23 protein-coding genes are annotated in these 18,982 nt (G+C 61.5%); 17 read left to right on the top strand and 6 right to left on the bottom strand.

Features of this window, described 5'->3' with window-relative positions:
- Positions 1-18: 18 nt before the first annotated feature.
- The 3 genes from sucC to PAA8504_RS20360 form a co-directional block, all read right to left on the bottom strand.
- Positions 19-1,212, bottom strand: coding sequence for an ADP-forming succinate--CoA ligase subunit beta (gene sucC / locus PAA8504_RS20370; protein ID WP_108895979.1), 1,194 nt, complete (start codon positions 1,210-1,212; stop codon positions 19-21).
- Between the two features lie 246 nt (positions 1,213-1,458).
- Positions 1,459-2,421, bottom strand: a complete 963-nt coding sequence (gene mdh, locus PAA8504_RS20365; RefSeq protein WP_108895978.1) for a malate dehydrogenase — start codon at positions 2,419-2,421, stop codon at positions 1,459-1,461.
- A 167-nt stretch (positions 2,422-2,588) separates the two neighbouring features.
- Entirely contained in the window at positions 2,589-3,389 is an 801-nt protein-coding gene (locus tag PAA8504_RS20360) for a PRC-barrel domain-containing protein (protein WP_108895977.1), read from the bottom strand.
- A gap of 142 nt (positions 3,390-3,531) precedes the next feature.
- Between PAA8504_RS20360 and PAA8504_RS20355 the strand changes: the two genes are divergently transcribed.
- Positions 3,532-4,287: a sulfite exporter TauE/SafE family protein gene (locus PAA8504_RS20355; RefSeq protein ID WP_245897716.1), complete on the top strand. Its 756-nt coding sequence runs from the start codon at positions 3,532-3,534 to the stop codon at positions 4,285-4,287.
- Here PAA8504_RS20355 and PAA8504_RS20350 read toward each other — a convergent pair.
- Positions 4,284-4,598, bottom strand: a complete 315-nt coding sequence (locus tag PAA8504_RS20350; protein ID WP_108895975.1) for a hypothetical protein — start codon at positions 4,596-4,598, stop codon at positions 4,284-4,286. The genes PAA8504_RS20355 and PAA8504_RS20350 overlap by 4 nt on opposite strands.
- A gap of 174 nt (positions 4,599-4,772) precedes the next feature.
- Between PAA8504_RS20350 and PAA8504_RS20345 the strand changes: the two genes are divergently transcribed.
- The 11 genes from PAA8504_RS20345 (at position 4,773) to PAA8504_RS20295 (ending at position 11,888) form a co-directional block, all read left to right on the top strand.
- Positions 4,773-5,630, top strand: a complete 858-nt coding sequence (locus PAA8504_RS20345; protein WP_108895974.1) for an HpcH/HpaI aldolase/citrate lyase family protein — start codon at positions 4,773-4,775, stop codon at positions 5,628-5,630.
- Positions 5,630-6,190 carry an NnrU family protein gene (locus PAA8504_RS20340; protein WP_108895973.1) on the top strand — a complete coding sequence of 187 codons (561 nt, stop codon included), beginning with the start codon at positions 5,630-5,632 and terminating at the stop codon, positions 6,188-6,190. The genes PAA8504_RS20345 and PAA8504_RS20340 overlap by 1 nt, the downstream gene beginning before the upstream one ends.
- Before the next feature lie 4 nt (positions 6,191-6,194).
- Positions 6,195-6,395 (top strand): DUF1737 domain-containing protein, encoded by a 201-nt coding sequence (locus PAA8504_RS20335; protein WP_108895972.1) that lies wholly within the window; start codon positions 6,195-6,197, stop codon positions 6,393-6,395.
- A complete protein-coding gene (locus PAA8504_RS20330; RefSeq protein ID WP_108895971.1) occupies positions 6,392-7,420 on the top strand; it encodes a MaoC family dehydratase in 1,029 nt (342 codons plus the stop codon). The genes PAA8504_RS20335 and PAA8504_RS20330 overlap by 4 nt, the downstream gene beginning before the upstream one ends.
- 160 nt (positions 7,421-7,580) lie before the next feature.
- Entirely contained in the window at positions 7,581-7,964 is a 384-nt protein-coding gene (gene sdhC / locus PAA8504_RS20325; RefSeq protein WP_108895970.1) for a succinate dehydrogenase, cytochrome b556 subunit, read from the top strand.
- A gap of 10 nt (positions 7,965-7,974) precedes the next feature.
- On the top strand, positions 7,975-8,364 hold the full coding sequence (gene sdhD, locus PAA8504_RS20320) for a succinate dehydrogenase, hydrophobic membrane anchor protein (protein WP_245897715.1): 390 nt from the start codon (positions 7,975-7,977) through the stop codon (positions 8,362-8,364).
- Positions 8,365-8,377: 13 nt separating this feature from the next.
- Positions 8,378-10,180, top strand: coding sequence for a succinate dehydrogenase flavoprotein subunit (sdhA, locus tag PAA8504_RS20315; protein WP_108895969.1), 1,803 nt, complete (start codon positions 8,378-8,380; stop codon positions 10,178-10,180).
- The gene (locus tag PAA8504_RS20310; RefSeq protein WP_108895968.1) at positions 10,180-10,521 is read left to right on the top strand and encodes a hypothetical protein; all 342 of its coding nucleotides are present in this window, start codon (positions 10,180-10,182) and stop codon (positions 10,519-10,521) included. Before sdhA ends, PAA8504_RS20310 begins: the two co-directional genes overlap by 1 nt.
- Positions 10,518-10,778, top strand: a complete 261-nt coding sequence (locus PAA8504_RS20305; RefSeq protein WP_245897714.1) for a hypothetical protein — start codon at positions 10,518-10,520, stop codon at positions 10,776-10,778. Before PAA8504_RS20310 ends, PAA8504_RS20305 begins: the two co-directional genes overlap by 4 nt.
- Positions 10,779-10,792: 14 nt before the next feature.
- On the top strand, positions 10,793-11,089 hold the full coding sequence (locus PAA8504_RS20300) for a hypothetical protein (protein ID WP_146190550.1): 297 nt from the start codon (positions 10,793-10,795) through the stop codon (positions 11,087-11,089).
- A gap of 19 nt (positions 11,090-11,108) precedes the next feature.
- Positions 11,109-11,888 (top strand): succinate dehydrogenase iron-sulfur subunit, encoded by a 780-nt coding sequence (locus PAA8504_RS20295; protein ID WP_108895965.1) that lies wholly within the window; start codon positions 11,109-11,111, stop codon positions 11,886-11,888.
- A 34-nt stretch (positions 11,889-11,922) separates the two neighbouring features.
- Here PAA8504_RS20295 and PAA8504_RS20290 read toward each other — a convergent pair whose 3' ends face one another.
- Together PAA8504_RS20290 and PAA8504_RS20285 are read right to left on the bottom strand one after the other, a co-directional pair.
- Positions 11,923-12,240, bottom strand: coding sequence for an H-NS histone family protein (locus tag PAA8504_RS20290; protein WP_108895964.1), 318 nt, complete (start codon positions 12,238-12,240; stop codon positions 11,923-11,925).
- A gap of 111 nt (positions 12,241-12,351) precedes the next feature.
- Complete coding sequence (locus PAA8504_RS20285; protein ID WP_108895963.1) at positions 12,352-14,319, bottom strand: methylmalonyl-CoA mutase family protein; 1,968 nt, start codon at positions 14,317-14,319, stop codon at positions 12,352-12,354.
- 141 nt (positions 14,320-14,460) lie between these two features.
- Between PAA8504_RS20285 and PAA8504_RS20280 the strand changes: the two genes are divergently transcribed.
- The 5 genes from PAA8504_RS20280 to PAA8504_RS20265 all read left to right on the top strand — a co-directional run bounded on the left by PAA8504_RS20280 (position 14,461) and on the right by PAA8504_RS20265 (position 18,979).
- On the top strand, positions 14,461-15,846 hold the full coding sequence (locus tag PAA8504_RS20280) for a 1-acyl-sn-glycerol-3-phosphate acyltransferase (RefSeq protein ID WP_108895962.1): 1,386 nt from the start codon (positions 14,461-14,463) through the stop codon (positions 15,844-15,846).
- A gap of 100 nt (positions 15,847-15,946) precedes the next feature.
- Positions 15,947-17,227: a crotonyl-CoA carboxylase/reductase gene (gene ccrA / locus PAA8504_RS20275; RefSeq protein ID WP_108895961.1), complete on the top strand. Its 1,281-nt coding sequence runs from the start codon at positions 15,947-15,949 to the stop codon at positions 17,225-17,227.
- Between the two features lie 215 nt (positions 17,228-17,442).
- The gene (locus tag PAA8504_RS22215) at positions 17,443-17,652 is read left to right on the top strand and encodes a hypothetical protein (RefSeq protein WP_181375899.1); all 210 of its coding nucleotides are present in this window, start codon (positions 17,443-17,445) and stop codon (positions 17,650-17,652) included.
- The gene (locus tag PAA8504_RS20270; RefSeq protein ID WP_108895960.1) at positions 17,603-18,316 is read left to right on the top strand and encodes a helix-turn-helix transcriptional regulator; all 714 of its coding nucleotides are present in this window, start codon (positions 17,603-17,605) and stop codon (positions 18,314-18,316) included. The genes PAA8504_RS22215 and PAA8504_RS20270 overlap by 50 nt, the downstream gene beginning before the upstream one ends.
- A 93-nt stretch (positions 18,317-18,409) precedes the next feature.
- A complete protein-coding gene (locus PAA8504_RS20265) occupies positions 18,410-18,979 on the top strand; it encodes an acyl-homoserine-lactone synthase (RefSeq protein ID WP_108895959.1) in 570 nt (189 codons plus the stop codon).
- Positions 18,980-18,982: the final 3 nt, after the last annotated feature.

Here is an 18,982-nt window from a genome sequence, read left to right as displayed (position 1 = left end):
CCCCGAGGCCCGACCGGATCAACCTTTCACGGCTTTCACGATTTTTTCCGCGGCATCCGACAGGTCGTCGGCGGCGATCACGTCGAGTCCGGAGGTCTCGATGATCTCCTTGCCCTTCTCGACATTGGTGCCTTCGAGACGCACCACGAGCGGAACAGACAGGCCCACTTCTTTCACCGCGGCGATCACGCCCTCGGCGATGACGTCGCAGCGCATGATGCCGCCGAAGATGTTGACCAGGATGCCCTTCACGTTCTTGTCGGACGTGATGATCTTGAACGCCTCGGTCACCTTCTCCTTCGTGGCGCCGCCGCCGACGTCGAGGAAGTTCGCAGGCTCGGCGCCCTTCAGCTTGATGATGTCCATCGTCGCCATGGCCAGGCCCGCGCCGTTGACCATGCATCCGATCTCGCCATCGAGCGCGATGTAGTTCAGGTCGTACTTGGAGGCCTGGAGTTCCTTGGGGTCCTCCTCGGTCTCGTCGCGCAGGGACGCGATGTCCTGGTGGCGATAGAGCGCGTTGCCGTCAAAGCCGACCTTGGCGTCGAGGACCTTGAGGTCGCCCGCTTCGGTGACGATCAGCGGGTTGATCTCGAGCTGTTCCATGTCCTTCTCGACGAAGGCTTGGTAGAGGATACCCATCAGCTTGACGCATTGCTTCATCGCTTGGCCTTCGAGGCCCAGCGAGAACGCGACGCGGCGGCCGTGATAGGGCTGGTAGCCCGCAGCCGGGTCGACGTCGAAGCTGAGGATCTTTTCGGGGGTGCTGGCGGCGACTTCCTCGATATCCATGCCGCCTTCGGTCGAGCACACGAACGAGATGCGGCTGGTCTGGCGGTCCACCAGAAGGGCGAGGTAGAGCTCGCGCGAGATGTCGCTGCCATCCTCGAAGTAGATGCGGTTGACCTGCTTGCCCTCCGGGCCGGTCTGGTGCGTAACCAGCGTGCGGCCCAGCATCTTCTTGGCTTCCTCGGCCGCTTCCTCGACCGACTTGGCCAGGCGGACGCCACCCTTGTCGCCCGCGTCGGCTTCCTTGAACGAGCCCTTGCCCCGGCCGCCCGCGTGAATCTGCGCCTTGACGACCCAGAGCGGCCCGTCCAGTTCGCCCGCGGCGGTCTTCGCCTCTTCCGCCCGTGTGACGACGCGGCCGTCAGAGACGGGGGCGCCGTAGTCGCGAAGCAGCGCCTTGGCCTGGTATTCGTGGATGTTCATGCGGGGGCTCTCCGGCTTGTTCCGTTTGGCAGTGTGTGTGCCATTTCACAGAGCGCGCGACAAACGAATAAGGGGGCAATCGGCAGAAGGCCCCCTAAAATGCCCCCTATGTGATCACTGCCAGTAAGCTGTGATCACAAAATTCCGCCGTTCCCCGCGGGAGTGATGCCCCCGCGTCCGAACCGACGTGGAAACGAAAAGCGCCCGGCATCCCGCCGGGCGTTTTCATGTCATCGAGATTGCAGATCAGGCGAGCGTTTCGTCGATGCCCTTGCAGGCGGTGACAAGGCCCTTAACGGCTTCGACGGAGTTGTCGAACATCTCCTGCTCGTCCTTGGTGAGCTTGATGTCGACGATCTTCTCGATCCCGTTTTCGCCGATGATCGTAGGAACGCCGACATACATGCCCTTCAGCCCGAACTCGCCATTGCAATAGGCCGCGCAGGGCAGAAGGCGGCGTTGGTTCTTGAGATAGGCCTCGGCCATCTCGATCGCGCTGGTCGCAGGGGCGTAGAAGGCCGAGCCGGTCTTGAGAAGGCCGACGATCTCGGCGCCGCCGTCACGAGTGCGCTGAACGATCGCGTCAAGCTTCTCCTGCGTGGTCCAGCCCATCTTGACCAGGTCGGGCAGGGGGATGCCAGCGACAGTTGAATAGCGCGTCAGGGGCACCATCGTGTCGCCATGACCGCCGAGAACGAAGGCGGTGACGTCCTTCATGGATACGTCGAATTCTAGGCTGAGGAAGTGCCGGAAGCGGGCCGAGTCCAGAACGCCGGCCATGCCGCAGACTTTCTGGTGGGGCAGGCCGGAGAATTCGCGCAGCGCCCAGACCATCGCGTCGAGCGGGTTGGTGATGCAGATGACGAAGGCGTCGGGGGCGTTGTCGCGGATGCCTTCACCAACGGACTTCATGACCTTTAGGTTGATGCCCAGCAGATCGTCGCGGCTCATCCCCGGCTTGCGGGGGACACCGGCGGTGACGATGCAGACGTCCGCGCCCGCGATGTCACCATAGTCCTGTGTGCCCTTCAGCTTGGCATCGAACCCCTCGGACGGGCCCGATTCCGCGATGTCGAGGGCCTTGCCTTCGGGCGTACCTTCGGAAATGTCGAACAGGATGACGTCCCCGAGTTCCTTGAGGGCGGCCAGATGGGCGAGCGTTCCGCCGATCTGACCCGCGCCGATCAGCGCGATCTTGGGTCTGGCCATGAAAATCTCCGCTATTGATTTCGGGCGGAGGGTTACGGGGTCGCAACCGTCAAGGCAAGACCTGCGGGCGATACGCAGCTTTTCACAAATAAAGCTGCGACCGCGAAAGGCGGCCGCAGCTTGAGATACCTGCGTAGGACCTGATTACACGCCAGAGTGGGTGCCGATCAGTTCGACGTGGTGACTTCGTCCGTTTCCTGCTCAATCTCGTCGCCGGCTTCCTCGACAGCTTCACCGGTTTCCTCGGCCGCATTCTCGGCCGCGTTTTCAGTGGCTTCGGCGGCATCTTCGGTGGCCTGAGCGGCGTCTTCCGCTGCATTTTCGGTCGCCTGCTCGGCGTCCTCGGCTGCATTCTCGGCGGCTTGACCCGCGTCTTGTGCGGCTTGTTCCGCATCTTCGGCGGCATTTTCAGTTGACTGTTCGACGCCTTCAACTGCGTCTTCGGTTGTCTCGACGGCATCTTCAGCCGCCTCTTCGGTGCCTTCGGCCGCGTTCTCGGCAGCCTGTTCGGCCTCATTCACGGCGGTGCTGTCGAACTCGGGGGCGTTCTCGATCTCTTCCTGTGAGGCGTTGAGGATCAGAAAGTAATCCGTCGCATCGTCGCCGTCGCGGGCGATCTGCAGAGCATCCATGTTGACCAGCACGTCGCGTTCGCCGATCCCGAGGAAGCCACCGATGCCGAGGATCGCGAAGTCGATCTCGCCATCACGGCCCAGAAGCAGGTCATTGACCTCGCCAAGGTCGTTCCATTCCTGTTCGGCGCCAGATTCGATGGTCTCGCCGACTTCTGATTCAGTCGCATAGATGCGCTTACCGATCATGTCGGAAGCGAAAATTTGCAGTTCTTCGACGTCATCGGGAAGACCGAAGGGACCTTCCGAGGACATCTGATCCGAGTGCTGCTCGGCCTGGGCGGCGCCGGCCAGCATCATCGCGGCGAGCGCGGTCGTCGAAAGAATACGTTTCATTAGGGTCAATCCAATTCAAATTCATGTCAGTTTGTGGTGATCAAATCACCCTTGCAGGATAAAACCCCGGCGCGCTGGAATGTTCCGCGGAAGGGGCAGATTCCGACGCAGCGCCCTGCACCATGCCAAAGGATCCGCGACCGTGGAGTATTTCACACCCGGCTTCTATGCGATCGCCATACCGGCCGTTTTCCTGGCCGGAATCTCGAAGGGGGGATTCGGTTCGGGGGCAGCATTCGCGGGCGCCGTCATTCTTGCAATTTTCGTCGCGCCGACCGCGGCACTGGCGATCATGCTGCCGCTTCTGATGGTGATGGATGTGACCGCGTTGCCGGCATATTGGCGCAAATGGGACGGTGTGGCGGCAGCGGCGCTGATCGTGGGCGCGGTCCCCGGGGTCGTTCTGGCCGCGCTGATCTTCGACCGTGCGGACCCCGATCTGGGACGGTTGCTGATCGGCACCATCGCGCTGGCCTTCGTGGCGTTCCAGGCGGCACGGGGGCGGGGATGGCTGTCGTTGGATGGGTTGCCGGCAGGACGCGGTGCAGGGGCGTTCTGGGGCGGTATTGCGGGGTTCACGAGTTTCGTCAGTCACGCGGGCGGGCCGCCGGCCGCGGTTTTCCTACTGTCGCGGGGCGTGTCGAAACAGGCGTACCAGGCGACGACGGTTCTGGTGTTCTGGGTGATCAACCTGATGAAGGTCGGTCCCTATGCCGCGATCGGGGCCTTCAGCGCCGAGACCTTGCTGGTCGACTTGACGCTGGTGCCGGTGGCGGTGCTGGGTATCTTCGCCGGGATCTGGCTGCACAAGCGAATCCCGGCGGTCTGGTTCTTTCGCGTAACCTACGTGCTGCTGACAGTCACGGGGGGCAAGCTGATCTGGGACGGCGCGACCTAGGCGGGGTCGCCGGTCGGCGAAAGGTCCCCGGTGTCCTCGAACCAGAGGCCCGAGGCGATCCGGCAGCTGATCCCGTTGGGCCGGGTGGCGATGATGGTCCAACTGCCGGACTCGGCCGCGAAAGTCTCGACCACCATGCCGCCATCGGCAAGGCCCATGGTCTTGGGTACCTCACCGAAGGCCGTTGCGAGGTTTTCCAGAAGCTCGGCGCGGGGGGCACAGGGTTTGCCCGATCCGGCCGCCAGGGCGGTCGGTGCTACGATCAGCAAAGCGGCTATGGCCGGGCGAGCGATGCGGAGGAGGCGGATCATGACGGATCTCCGTGGGATATGTCGATATTGCCCCACCCTTGTTGAGAAAAGGTTAAGCGCGATTAATGATGCGCGCGGAAGCAGAAAGGTCCGCCGCATCCCCGAGAAAAGGGCTTGCGGATTTGTTCGGGCCTGTGCCACTTCGCGACAGAAAATTACGTAAAGGATTGCCGCATGAGACCTTGGCGCTCGGTTCTCTATATACCCGGCTCGAACGAGCGTGCGCTGGAGAAGGCGCGCGGTCTGCCCGTCGACGCGATCATCTTCGACCTCGAGGATGCGGTGGCGGTCGACCAGAAAGCCGCAGCCCGAGAGGCGTTGGGCAAGGCCCTGCGCGCCGGTGGCTATGGCGACCGGGCGCTGATGGTCCGGATCAACGCGCTGGATACCCCGTGGGGTCTGGAGGATCTGGATGCGGTCGGCGATGCCGGTCCGGCCGCAATCTTGTTGCCCAAGGTGGATTCGGCGGCCGATATCCGCAAGCTGGCCGAACGTCTGGCCCTGCATAGCGGCACGGCCAACACGCGCATCTGGGCGATGATGGAGACCACGCGCGGCATCTTCAACGCGGCCGAGATCGCGTTGGCGCCGCGGATGCAGGGGTTCGTTTTGGGCACCAACGATCTGGCGGCCGAGATCGGGTGCCGCATGGGGGCGGACCGGATGCCCCTGATGATGGCTTTGCAATCGTGTATCGCCGCTGCGCGCATGGGCGGGATCGCCTGCGTCGACGGGGTCTACAATGCTTTCAAGGACGAGGCCGGCCTGCGCGCGGAGTGCGAGCAGGGACGTGATCTGGGGATGGACGGCAAGAGCCTGATCCACCCCGCGCAGGTCGCCATCTGCAACGAGGTGTTCTCGCCGTCGGAGGCAGAGGTTGATCTGGCCCGCCGCCAGATCGCCGCGTGGGAGGAGGTGACGACCAAAGGGCAGGGCGTCGCGGTCGTCGACGGACAGATCGTCGAGAACCTGCATGTCGCAACGGCGCGGGCGACGCTGGCCAAGCATGACGCGGCGAAGGTGACGGGCTGATGGCAATCCTGGTTCTGGGTCTTGCGCTTTGGGTCGGAGCACATCTTTTCAAGCGGATCGCGCCGGGGATGCGGGCGCGCATGACCGAGCGGATGGGCAACGGCTCGAAAGGTATCTTCGCAATCGCGCTGGCGCTGTCTGTCGTCCTGATGGTGATCAGTTACCAGCGGGCGGCGTTCGTCAATGTCTATGTCCCGCCATCTTGGACAGTGCATCTGGTGGATCTGTTCATGATCCTCGCCATCGCTCTGTTCGGTCTGGGGTCGTCGAAGTCGAACCTGCGCGGCAAGCTGCGCCACCCGCAACTGTCGGGCTTCGCGTTATGGGCGGGTTTGCACCTGACGGTGAACGGGGATCTTGCTTCGGTCGTCCTGTTCGGCACGCTGTTCGTATGGGCCTTCGTCGAAATGGCGGTAATCAACGCATCCGAACCGCGGCCGACGCCGTACACGGGCGGGTCGACGGTCGGAACGATCCGGCTTCTGGTCATTTCGCTCGTCCTCTACGCGATCATTACCGCCGTTCACGCCTGGCTGGGCGTGTGGCCCTTCCCGGGATAAATCCATGATCTACAGGTTGCTGACCGCCGACGACACGTCGGCCTTCTGTCAGAAGGTGTCCGAGGCGCTGGCGAAAGGGTGGGAGCTCTATGGCGACCCGGCCTATGCGTATGACGCGCAGAACAATGTGATGCGCTGCGCACAGGCGGTGGTGAAGGAAGACCATGCGCCCTACAGCCCCGAGATGAAACTGGGCCAGCAATGAGCAAGACGAACGCCGGCTTCTTCTTCGAGGATTACCGGATCGGCCAGATGATCCGCCATGCCGTCCCGCGCACAGTAGGGCAGGGGGAACAGGCATTGTACCACGCCCTCTACCCCGCGCGGCACGCGCTCTATTCGTCGGACGAGTTCGCCCGGTCCTGCGGGCTGCGGTCGGCGCCGTTGGACGATCTGATCGCGTTCCACACGGTGTTCGGCAAGACGGTGCCCGACATCTCGCTGAACGCGCGGGCCAATCTGGGCTATGCCGAGGGTCGGTGGCTTTCACCGGTCTGGCCGGGTGATACGTTGCGGGCCGAGTCCGAGGTAATCGGTCTGAAACAGAACTCCAACGGGAAGACCGGCGTCGTCTGGGTTCGCACGACGGGGCGCAACCAGCATGGTGAGGCCGTTCTGTCCTATGTTCGATGGGTCATGGTCCGCAAACGCGATCCGCAGGCGGATGCGCCCCAGGCTGTGGTGCCCGATCTGGTCGACGCGGTCGCGCCGGGCGATCTGACCGTCCCGCGCGGCCTGACCTTCGCGAATTACGATTTCGCAGCGGCCGGAGAGCCTCACCGCTTAGGCGATTACTCGGTGGGTGAGATCATTGATCACATCGATGCCGTCACCGTCGAAGAGGCCGAGCACATGATGGCCACGCGCCTTTGGCAGAACACCGCGAAGGTGCATTTCGACGTCACCCAGCGCGAAGATGGCAAGAGGCTGATATATGGCGGCCACGTCATTTCGATGGCGCGGGCGCTTTCGTTCAACGGGCTAGCGAATGCCCAGATGATCGTTGGGCTGAACGGTGGCGCGCATGCGAACCCATGCTTCGCAGGCGACACCGTTCGCGCCTGGTCCGAGGTGCTGGACACGGCCGAGACCGATGCGCCGGGGGTGGGGGCGATCCGACTGCGGCTCGTGGCCGCTACAAGCGATGCGCCGGGTTTGAAGGACAAGGATGGCAGGTATTTGCCGCATGTCCTGCTGGATCTGGATTACTGGGCGCTTCTTCCGGCATGATGTGATCACAGGTTCCGCGCTTGTGATCGCATTACCCGATGTTAGCGCCGCATGCGTCGACCTGCCCGGGTGGACCCCCGTGACACCGCCCTTAGATTTGATAACAGGGTCGCAAGGTTTCGTAGGTATGACCTGCGGACACGCGCAAGAGAGGACCGACATGGCCGATGTGAACCGGGGCAACCGCCCGCTCAGCCCACATTTGCAGGTTTACCGCCCGCAGCTGAATTCGATCACTTCGATCTTCACACGGATCACCGGCAACGCACTGGTCGTCGGCGGACTTCTGGTGACATGGTGGCTTTTGTCTGCGGCCAGCGGACCCGAGGCTTTCGAGACGGCGAACGGAATCCTGACGTCGTGGTTCGGAGATCTGGTCATGTTCATGTCGCTCTGGGCGCTTTGGTATCACACGCTGGCGGGGCTGCGGCATCTGTATTGGGATACCGGGCGCGGCTTTTCGCTGGATCAGGTCGCGCTTCTGGGATGGGGGATCATCGGCGGCTCTCTCGTTCTGACCATCCTGACCGCGCTGATCGTCTGAGGAGACTGCCATGCCCGATATGTCTAGCTCTACCTACCTGTCGAACCGCAAGCGCGCCGAGGGACTGGGCGCCGCGAAGTCCGGGACCGAACATTACTGGGGCATGATCCAGTCTTCGGTCGCGCTGTTGATCCTTGTCCCGTTGTTCGTTTTCACCTTCGGCCCGATCCTCGGCGCCAGTTTCGAAGAGGTTCAGGCCTACTATTCCCGGCCGTTCCCCGCGATCGTCGCCGCGCTGACGCTGACCGTCAGTTGGCTCCACTTCAAGAACGGCGCCCAGACCGCGATCGAAGACTATACCCGCGGCATGACGCGCAAACTTTCGATCATCGCGGTCACCTGTATCGCCTATGCCGCCATCGCCGCAGGGTTGTTCGCCCTGGTTGCGCTGGCGCTGTAACAAGGAGCTTTCCATGGCTGCCTACGATTATATTACGCATGATTACGACGCCATCGTCATCGGTGCCGGCGGATCTGGCCTTCGCGCCACACTCGGTCTGGCCGAGCAGGGTCTGCGCACCGCTTGCGTGACCAAGGTTTTCCCCACCCGGTCGCATACCGTGGCAGCCCAGGGCGGGATTGCCGCGTCGCTGGGAAACATGGGACCCGATCACTGGCAATGGCACATGTACGACACCGTGAAGGGGTCGGACTGGCTGGGCGACGTGGACGCGATGGAATATCTTGCCCGTGAGGCGCCCAAGGCGGTTTACGAGCTTGAGCACTACGGCGTGCCGTTCAGCCGGACGGAGGCAGGCAAGATCTATCAGCGTCCCTTCGGCGGGCATACGACCGAGTTCGGTGAAGGTCCCCCCGTACAGCGCACCTGTGCCGCCGCGGACCGGACGGGGCATGCGATCCTTCACACGCTTTATGGCCAGTCGCTGAAGGAAAAGGCCGAGTTCTTCATCGAATTCTTCGCCATCGACCTTCTTATGGGCGAGGATGGCCAGTGCCAGGGCGTTCTGGCATGGTGCCTTGAAGATGGCTCGATGCACGTGTTCAACGCCAAGATGACGGTCTTAGCGACCGGCGGGTACGGCCGGGCTTATTTCTCGGCGACGTCGGCCCACACCTGCACCGGCGACGGCGGCGGGATGGTGGCGCGCGCTGGTCTGCCGCTTCAGGACATGGAGTTCGTGCAGTTCCACCCCACCGGCATCTACGGGGCCGGATGCCTGATAACCGAAGGCGCGCGGGGCGAGGGCGGATATCTCACGAATTCCGAAGGCGAGCGTTTCATGGAACGCTATGCCCCGACCTACAAGGATCTGGCGTCGCGCGACGTCGTCTCGCGTTGCATGACCATGGAGATCCGTGAAGGCCGCGGCGTCGGCAAGGACAAGGATCACATCCACCTTCACCTGAACCATCTGCCGGCCGAAGCCTTGGCCGAGCGTCTTCCAGGCATCTCGGAATCGGCCAAGATCTTTTCCGGTGTTGACGTCACGAAAGAGCCGATCCCGGTGCTGCCGACCGTTCATTACAACATGGGCGGCATACCGACGAATTACTGGGGTGAAGTGCTGAGCCCGACCGCAGACGATCCCGACCGCATCGTTCCGGGCCTGATGGCCGTGGGCGAAGCGGGCTGCGCCAGTGTGCATGGCGCGAACCGGCTTGGGTCGAACTCCCTGATCGACCTCGTGGTGTTTGGTCGGGCCGCGGCGATCAAGGCGGGGGAAGTCGTCGACCGCAAGGCGGCGCCGGGCAAGGTCAATGTCAGCCAAGTCGAGAAAGCGCTGGATCGCTTCGACACTTTGCGCCACGCCAAGGGTGATACGCCGACCGCGGAACTGCGAGCTGAAATGCAAAAAACCATGCAGGACGACGCTGCAGTGTTCCGAACCGACGAGACTCTCGCGCAGGGAGTCGAGAAGATGTACCGCGTGGCAGGCAAGATGGACGGCATCCAAGTGTCCGATCGCTCGATGATCTGGAACACCGACCTGATGGAGACGCTCGAGCTGACGAACCTGATGCCGAACGCATTGGCCACCATCGTCTCGGCCGAGGCCCGCAAGGAAAGCCGTGGGGCCCATGCGCATGAGGATTACCCCGATCGCAACGATGAAACGTGGCGAAAGCACACGCTGGCCCGGGTCAACGGCAAGGTCGAGCTGGACTACCGACCTGTCCACGTGAATCCGCTGATCGGTCACAACGAGGGCGGTATCGACCTCGACAAGATCAAGCCGAAAGCGCGGGTGTACTGATGGAACGCGTCGCCGCCTGCATACTTGCGCTGGGTCTTCCCTGGGCCGCGTTTGCGGGGGGCTATATTGGCCCAAGCGTTTATGACGATGCGCAGCCGTGTGGTTCGGCGACCGTCGTTGGAGTGCCGTGCGCCTCGGACGGCCAAGTCATCGTCGCCGCGCCGGATCCCTCCGGCGCGGGTGTCGTCTATCGATCTGTGCCGGGCGGCGCACTTGTGGAATATGTGAACGGTCGGGTCTGCCCCTATCCGGTACGCCCGTCAGATAGCGTCTTCCTGAACGGTGCAGGCTACATCACCAAACACCAGGCGAGGGTCGCGATCGGATGCGCCTACCGATGACCGTTGCGATGACCCTTCTTCTGTCCTGCGGACCCACTTCGCCCGAGGCCGTGATGCGCGCCTGCGCAGAGCGGGCCCGTGCTGCGGCGGCCCCGACCGGTGCAGTTGCGGTGGGGATCGGCAGCGGCGGCATCTCGAGCAGCCTGTCATTGTCGGTCAGCGGGGATTACCTGCGCCGTCGCGATCCGCACGATGTCTATGAAGCCTGCGTGCGGGACAGAACCGGAGCGGGGCCGACCCGCCCCCTCGTCCTCTGATGCGGTGGGGTATGATGGCTCTGGCGCTTCTGACGACCGGCGGGTGCGTTGCCTCGACGGGCGAGGATCTGACCCGCGCGGCGGCGCGATCTGTCATCTCCCGAACTCTCGTGTCGAACTATCCGGGCCTTCCGGTCGAGCCGACGCTGAGTTGCATTATAGATAACGCCACGACCCCGGAACTGGTCTCATTGGCGTCCGACAGTGTGACGGGTCCGACTGCCGCCACCGTTCAAACCGTTTCGACCGTCGCAACCCGGGCCGGCACCTTGCAATGCCTTTCCCGGGGCGGCGTTTCTTTCCCGACCTGATCGCCTGTGGAGGACTGACATGGTTCAGCTGACGCTTCCCAAGAACTCAAAGATTCGTACCGGCAAGACGTGGCCCAAGCCCGAGGGGGCCTCGAATCTCAAGCAGTTCGACATCTATCGCTGGAACCCCGACGACGGGGAAAACCCGCGCGTCGACACCTATTTCATCGACCTCGACGCGTGCGGGCCGATGATGTTGGACGCCCTCATCAAGATCAAGAACGAGATCGACCCGACCCTGTCATTCCGTCGGTCCTGCCGCGAAGGGATTTGCGGATCGTGCGCGATGAATGTGGACGGGGTGAACGTTCTCGCGTGCATCTACGGCATCGACGAGGTTTCCGGCGTGGTCAAGGTCTATCCCCTGCCGCATATGCCGGTGGTGAAGGATCTGATCCCCGATCTTACCCATTTCTACGCACAGCATGAAAGTGTGATGCCGTGGCTCGAAACCAAATCGAGCATGCCTCAGACAGAGTGGCGGCAATCCATCGAAGATCGTAAGAAGCTCGACGGATTGTATGAATGCGTGATGTGTGCCTGCTGCTCCACGTCTTGCCCGTCCTACTGGTGGAATGGCGATAAATATCTGGGCCCGGCTGCGTTGTTGCACGCCTATCGCTGGATCGTGGATAGCCGCGATGAGGCCACAGGCGAGCGCTTGGACGACCTGGAAGACCCGTTCAAGCTGTATCGCTGCCACACGATCATGAACTGCGCCAGGACCTGCCCTAAAGGGTTGAATCCCGCTAAAGCGATCATGGAAATTAAAAAATTGATGATCGAACGGGCCGTTTGATCAATAAGGGCCGCCCCGTGGGGCGGCCCATTTTTCAGATCGCGAAATCGTCCAGTGATCGTCCGCTGGCGAGCGCATCCTTGATCCAACCGGGTTTGCGACCGCGGCCGGACCACGTCTGACGCGCATCTTCCGGATTGCGATACTTCGGCGGATTCTTTTTGCCGCTGGGGGCCTTTTTGGCCGAGCCCACGACATCCTCGAGCGAATAGCCATGATCGCGGGCGGCCTTTTCAGCAGCAGCGCGCGCCTCGGCGCGGCGACGATCGTCCACCGTCTCGATTGCCCGCTCGACATCCTTGCGCAGAGCAAGGAGATCTTCGCGGGACATACTTTCCAGATCCAGGTTCATAGTATCTCCAATCTGCTTTCCATGAAACGGCATAAGCAGAAAACGACGGGCCAATCAATGCCCAATAAATTGTGGTCCGGTGTTTAAGGTGGAACTTCTTGTAATAGATCGTCACTCAGCCGCGACTTTTTCGGGATCTGCGAGCTCTACTATATCCTTCATTATTACATTCATCTGAAAATCTTTGGGTGTATAAACCCGCGCGACGCCTTTCCTGCGCAAGGTGTCGGCATCCTTTTCGGGAATGATGCCCCCGACGATCACGGGGATATCCAATCCCGCTCGCTGCATCATATCCATGAGATCAGACACGAGGGAGACATGGCTACCCGAAAGAATCGAGAGGCCGAGAACATGCGGTTGCTCTTTTTCGGCACGTTCGACGATTTCCGAGGGGGTCAATCTGATCCCCTCATAGTGGATTGCCATCCCGCAATCGCGCGCGCGAGCCGTAATCTGTTCAGCGCCGTTGGAGTGTCCGTCGAGGCCCGGCTTCCCGATCATCAGGGATAGCCTGCGTCCCAGACGTTCCGAAACCGCATTTACCTGATCCCGGATATCATCCAGATCGGCAACCCGGTTTGATGCGGCGGCAGAAACGCCCGTGGGGCCGCGATACTGCCCGAAACTGTCGCGAACCATATCTCCCCACTCGCCAGTCGTGGCTCCAGCCTTTGCCGCGTCGATCGACGCGGGCATGATGTTTCGGCCTTCGCGCGCGGCTTTGCCCAATTCCTGCAAAGCTTTTTTCAGCTTTTCGGAATCCCGATGGGCCCGCCAATCTTCCAGGCGATCGATCTGATCGGCTTCGGCGTCGGGGTCGGCCACCATGACGGCATCTAGCCCCGAAGTCAGCGGCGATGGCTCGCCCGCCATGAACTGATTGACGCCAATCACTGTGGTCGTGCCCCCTTCGATGGCTGCAATCCTGTCGGAATTCGCGTCCACGAGGCGTGATTTCATGTATTCGATTGCATTCACCGCGCCGCCCATCGCGTCGATCTGTTGCAGTTCCGCGCGCGCGAGATCTTTCAACTCTTCGACCTTTCGGTCGATTGCTGGGTTGCCATCGAAAAGATCGTCGTATTCCAGCAAGTCGGTTTCATAGGCGAGGATCTGTTGCATCCGGAGAGACCATTGCTGGTCCCACGGTCGGGGAAGGCCCAGAGCCTCGTTCCATGCGGGAAGTTGGACGGCCCTGGCGCGCGCGTTCTTGGACAGGGTCACCGCCAGCATCTCGATCAGGATGCGGTACACGTTGTTTTCGGGCTGCTGCTCGGTCAATCCTAGGGAGTTGACCTGAACGCCATACCGAAAGCGGCGGTATTTCGCGTCTTCAACACCGTATCTGTCGCGGCAAATCTCCTCCCACAGGTCCACGAAGGCTCGCATCTTACACATCTCGGTAATGAAGCGGATGCCGGCATTCACGAAAAACGAGATGCGCCCGACCATTTCCGGGAAATCTTGCGGATCCACCTTGGTCTTCAGATCGTCCAGAACCGCGGTCGCCGTTGCAAGCGCGAAGGCGAGTTCCTGTTCGGGCGTGGCACCTGCCTCTTGCAAATGATAGGAACATACGTTCATCGGATTCCATTTCGGCAGGTTTTCCCGCGTGAATGCTGCGACGTCGGTAATCATGCGCATCGACGGTTTCGGCGGACAGATATACGTGCCCCGGGACAGATATTCCTTGATGATGTCGTTCTGCACCGTGCCCTGGAGTTTGCGGATATCCGCCCCCTGTTCCTCGGCAACCGCGATGTAGAGTGCCAGCAACCAAGGGGCCGTGGCGTTGATCGTCATCGAAGTATTCATCGCTTCGAGCGGAATGCCGTCGAATAGCATCCGCATGTCACCCAGATGGGAAATCGGTACGCCGACCTTTCCTACTTCGCCCTTCGCTAGCGTGTGATCGCTGTCGTACCCGGTCTGCGTCGGCAGATCGAAAGCCACGGATAAACCGGTCTGACCGTTCGCCAGATTGCCGCGGTAAAGCGCGTTCGAGGCTTTTGCCGTGGAATGACCGGCATAGGTCCGGAAAAGCCAAGGGCGGTCGCGGGTGACGGTATTGGACATGCAAAGCCTTTTGGTGAAGGTTTCTTCAGGGGGTATCTAGGCGCAACATTCTTGCGTGTCCAGATGCTGCGCACGCGAAGGGTCAGGTCGAGAGCACGACAGCGCTTTCCCTGACGATGCAGATGGGGCAACCCTGTCACGATGTTCGAGACGATCACTCTTCCAGTCTGGCTCTTCGCCCTTATCCTTCTGTTCGCCGTGGTGACGGCCCTCAGCCACGTGTTCATTCCGCCCGTCCGCTGGTTCTTGCGTCGGCGGCTGGAGCGGGCTGTCGCGCGCCTGAACGAACGGTTGGAGCGGCCGATCCAACCGTTCAAGCTTCTCCGGCGCCAAGACATGATTTTGCGCCTGTCGTACGATCCCGAGGTTCTGGCGGCGTCGCAGGCATATGCGGAAGAGCAGGGGATCCGAGAGGACGTGGCCCATTCGCTTGCGCGCCGCTATGCCCGTGAAATCGTACCTTCCTTCAGCGCCTTCGCCTATTTCGGGTTCGCGATCTGGGCGGCCCGATGGCTGTCGACGCGGCTGTTCGATGTTCATGTCGTCCGTGTCGACGATGTCGGACTGTCCGGCGTTCCGAAAGACGCAACGGTGGTCTTCGTGATGAACCATCGGTCCAACATGGACTACGTGTTGGTGACGTATCTTGCAGCCGAGCGATCTGCGTTGGCTTACGCGGTTGGGGAATGGGCACGTATCTGGCCTGTGTCGCGCCTGTTTCGTGCCATGGGGGCCTACTTCATCCGGCGCCGGTCACGCAACACGCTCTACCGGCGTGTTCTGGCGCGCTATGTCCAGATGGCGGTCGCCGGGGGCGTGACGCAGGCGATCTTTCCCGAGGGTGGGCTGAGCCTCGATGGGCGGGTCGGCCAGATGAAGCTGGGGCTTCTCAGCTATATTTGCGAAGGCTACGATCCCAAGGTGAGAGAGATCGTCTTCGTTCCGGTTTCGCTGAATTATGATCGGGTGATAGAGGACAATATCCTGATCAGGGCGGGGCAATCCGGCAAACGTCGGTTCCGTGGGTCGTTCCTGACGGGAACGGCTTTCGCGATCCGGTGGGTCTATCGGCGGATCTTCGGGCGAATCAGAAAATTCGGTGTGGCCGCCGTGGCCTTCGGGAAACCGCTTCCCCTGCGGGACTTCGGTTCGACACCCGATGTGAAACGTCTTGCGGCCGAGCTTCGGGCGCGGATAACCGAAGGCGTTCCGGTTACCCCGGGCCCTCTGGTCGCGAAGGTCCTGCTGGGTGGTGCGCGGACGCGGGGGGACGTGATCGAGGCAGTTCGCAATGATCTTGCGGCGCTGGATGCACATGATGCCATCGTCTGCTGGCCGAAAGACGGGGATGCAGCAGTTGACCGGATACTGCGTCTTTTTACGTTGCGTCACATCGTGTCCTTGAACGGCGACGTAATCACGTTGCGCCCCCGCGCGAAGACCGTCTTACCGTTCTATGCAGCGTCCGTTCCCGAGCTTTCCGAAAGGGACAGCACCATCCAGCGGCGGGAATTGAGCGAGACATAAAGTTTCGCAACCGGCCCTTCTTTGTATTGCATTATTTCCCTCTCCTTAATAGGTCGGTGTGACGAACCGCGCCGCGCTGCGGCAAGAGAGGAGGGCGAATATGCCGATAGACGCCGATACGATGACCGCCACGGACGCCAAAGATCTTTACGAGGTGGGCGATATTCCCCCGCTTGGCCACGTGCCCGCCAAGATGCACGCATGGGCCATCCGCCGCGAGCGCCATGGTGAGCCGGAAGAGGCCTTCCAGTTGGAGGTCGTCGATACGCCGCACCCCGACAGCCATGAAGTTCTGGTCCTCGTGATGGCCGCTGGCGTCAATTACAACGGGGTTTGGGCGGGCCTAGGCATTCCGATCAGTCCGTTCGACGTTCACAAGGCCCCGTTCCACATCGCCGGCTCGGACGCGAGCGGGATCGTCTGGGCCGTTGGCGACAAGGTCTCTCGCTGGAAGGTCGGGGACGAAGTCGTCATTCACTGTAATCAGGACGACGGCGAGGACGAGGAATGCAACGGCGGCGACCCGATGTTTTCGCCCAGCCAGCGGATCTGGGGCTATGAGACGCCGGACGGTTCCTTCGCGCAGTTCACATGCGTGCAAGCGCAGCAATTGATGCCGCGCCCGAAGCACCTGACTTGGGAGGAATCGGCTTGCTACACGCTGACACTGGCGACGGCGTACCGCATGCTGTTCGGCCACCATCCGCACGAACTGAAGCCCGGGCAGAATGTGTTGGTCTGGGGGGCGTCCGGGGGGCTGGGTTCCTATGCGATCCAGTTGATCAACACTGCGGGCGCCAACGCGATCGGCGTCATTTCGGACGAAGACAAGCGCGAGTTCGTCATGGGATTGGGCGCCAAAGGGGTCCTGAATCGAAGGGATTTCGACTGCTGGGGTCAGATGCCCACGGTCAACACGCCGGAATACAAGGACTGGTTCACCGAGGTTCGGAAGTTCGGAAAGGCGATCTGGGACGTCACAGGCAAGGGTGTGAATGTCGACATGGTGTTCGAACATCCGGGAGAGGCAACGTTCCCGGTATCGACCTTCGTGTGCAAGAAGGGCGGCATGGTGGTGATCTGCGCGGGCACCACGGGATACAATCTGACAATGGACGCCCGCTACGTTTGGATGCACCAGAAGCGGATCCAGGGTTCGCATTTCGCCCATCTCAAGCAAGCGGCAGCCGCCAATAAGCTGATGGTGGAACGCAGGCTCGACCCTTGCATGTCCGAAGTCTTCTCGTGGAAGGAGATACCGGCGGCGCATACGAAGATGCGGAAGAACCAGCATAAACCGGGGAACATGGCGTGCCTTGTCAGTTCACCCAAGACCGGCCTGCGGACCGTCGAGGACGCAGTAGCCGCCTGGAAGAACTGACCGAACCAGCGCCTGGACCGAAGTGCGACCGGGGCGGCCGATAGGCCGGTCCGGTCTTTTTTTTGCGCTCTGACGGGCCGCGGTGCGAACCCTAGGCTGGCAGGGGTCGGTCCCTCCCCAAAATTGGCGAGGCGCATGCGGCGCCCAATTCCCTAAAGTGGAGAAGGAAAGATCGCCGTTAATTCTCTGTTAACTTTTCTCCCAATAGGTGTGCCATGAAAAACGACTGGATGATCCACGTGCTGAAGGACCTTCGGACGTTTGCTGAAATGAATGGGCTGGATGATCTGGCCGGGAAGCTGGTCGAAACGCTTGAAGTGGCGTTGCCTGCCGTTGCCGGCCTCGAGGCATCCGATGAGGCGAGATTGACGAGTTATGCAGGAACGTCGGGAAACCTTGGTCGAGCTTCTAGAGGGGATCACTGACCGGCAAGGACTCAATCGGGTCATCCAGGCACTGGGTTCGGTCTTTGAAATCCCACACACGATGTATCATGTCATCGGACGGTCCGGCGGACAGATCGGCTTGGGAACCTATTCGGAAGATTGGCAGAAGAACTACGTCACCCTGAACTACGCGCGGATCGATCCTGTGGTGCGAAGCTGTCTGCACGCGCGGGATCCGATCCATTGGAACCAGCTGGACTGGTCGTCGCCGGGCGCAGGACGGTTCATGTCGAATGCCATCGACGCCGGTGTCGGAAGTCAGGGAATAACCATGCCGATGCGGGGCTCGGACGGGCAATTCTCGCTGTTTACTCTTAGCAGTGGCGAGACGGCCGGAGAATGGAAAAGGCATAGCTCTGATCTGTTGTCCGACATGCTGTTCACGGCTCATCTGGTCAACGAAAAGGGCCTTCAGATCGTGGATGGGGAAATGGCCGCTTCGGCGTCGAACCTTTCGCCCAGGGAAAACGACGTCCTCGTGCTGCTCGCCACAGGATTCACCAGGGCGCAGGCGGCTGACTACCTCGGAATTTCCGAACACACCATTCGCGTGTATCTTGAAACCGCGCGCCGCAAGCTCGGTGCCGCGAATACGCTTCACACGGTCGCACGCGCCCAGACCTTGGGGCTTTTGGCTCTGTAAGTCTTAACAGGGCCTTTACGGCCCGTCCGCTGGCTTTCCAAGCAGGTAATACGACCGCGGCTTTTCTGTCTCCCATACACAAGGGAGACACCCATGATCCGCATCTTCGAAGGCCGCGCCATCCACCAAGCCCCCAACCTGCGCGATTCCATGTTCCGTGACCGCTCGGCCCAGTTCATCGATCGCCACGGTTGGGAGATCACACGCGACGAGACGGGCCGCGAGATCGACCAGTACGACCCACTTGATCCGATCTACGTCATCGCCTGTGACGGTGATCGCCATCTGGGTTCTCTGCGCCTGCTACCGACGACAGGCCGCACGATGATTGCCGAGCATTTTGCCCATCTTGCCCCCGATGGGTTCGCCCGCCGTGGTCTGATGGAATGCACCCGCTTTTGCATCGCGCCGGGCGCCCCGTCCAATGTCTCGACCGACCTGTTCCGCGAGACCTTCCGACTGGGCCTTGCGCGGGGCTGGGACGGCGCGCTGGGGATTTTCGACGCGCGCATGATGCGGGTCTACAAGCGGATCGGGATTGCGCCGAAGCTGATCTCTCGCGATGGCGAGGATCGGCATGCGATCTGCCTGGGGGAATGGACGTTCAGCCGACAGGGTCTGGATCGGCTTTCCCCGCGCAATACGCTGCCCCTGGCGGCTTGAGCC

Origin of the sequence: Palleronia abyssalis, from assembly GCF_900302445.1 — a bacterium.
GTDB lineage: Bacteria > Pseudomonadota > Alphaproteobacteria > Rhodobacterales > Rhodobacteraceae > Palleronia > Palleronia abyssalis.
This window is presented reverse-complemented; position numbering and strand designations above follow the sequence as displayed.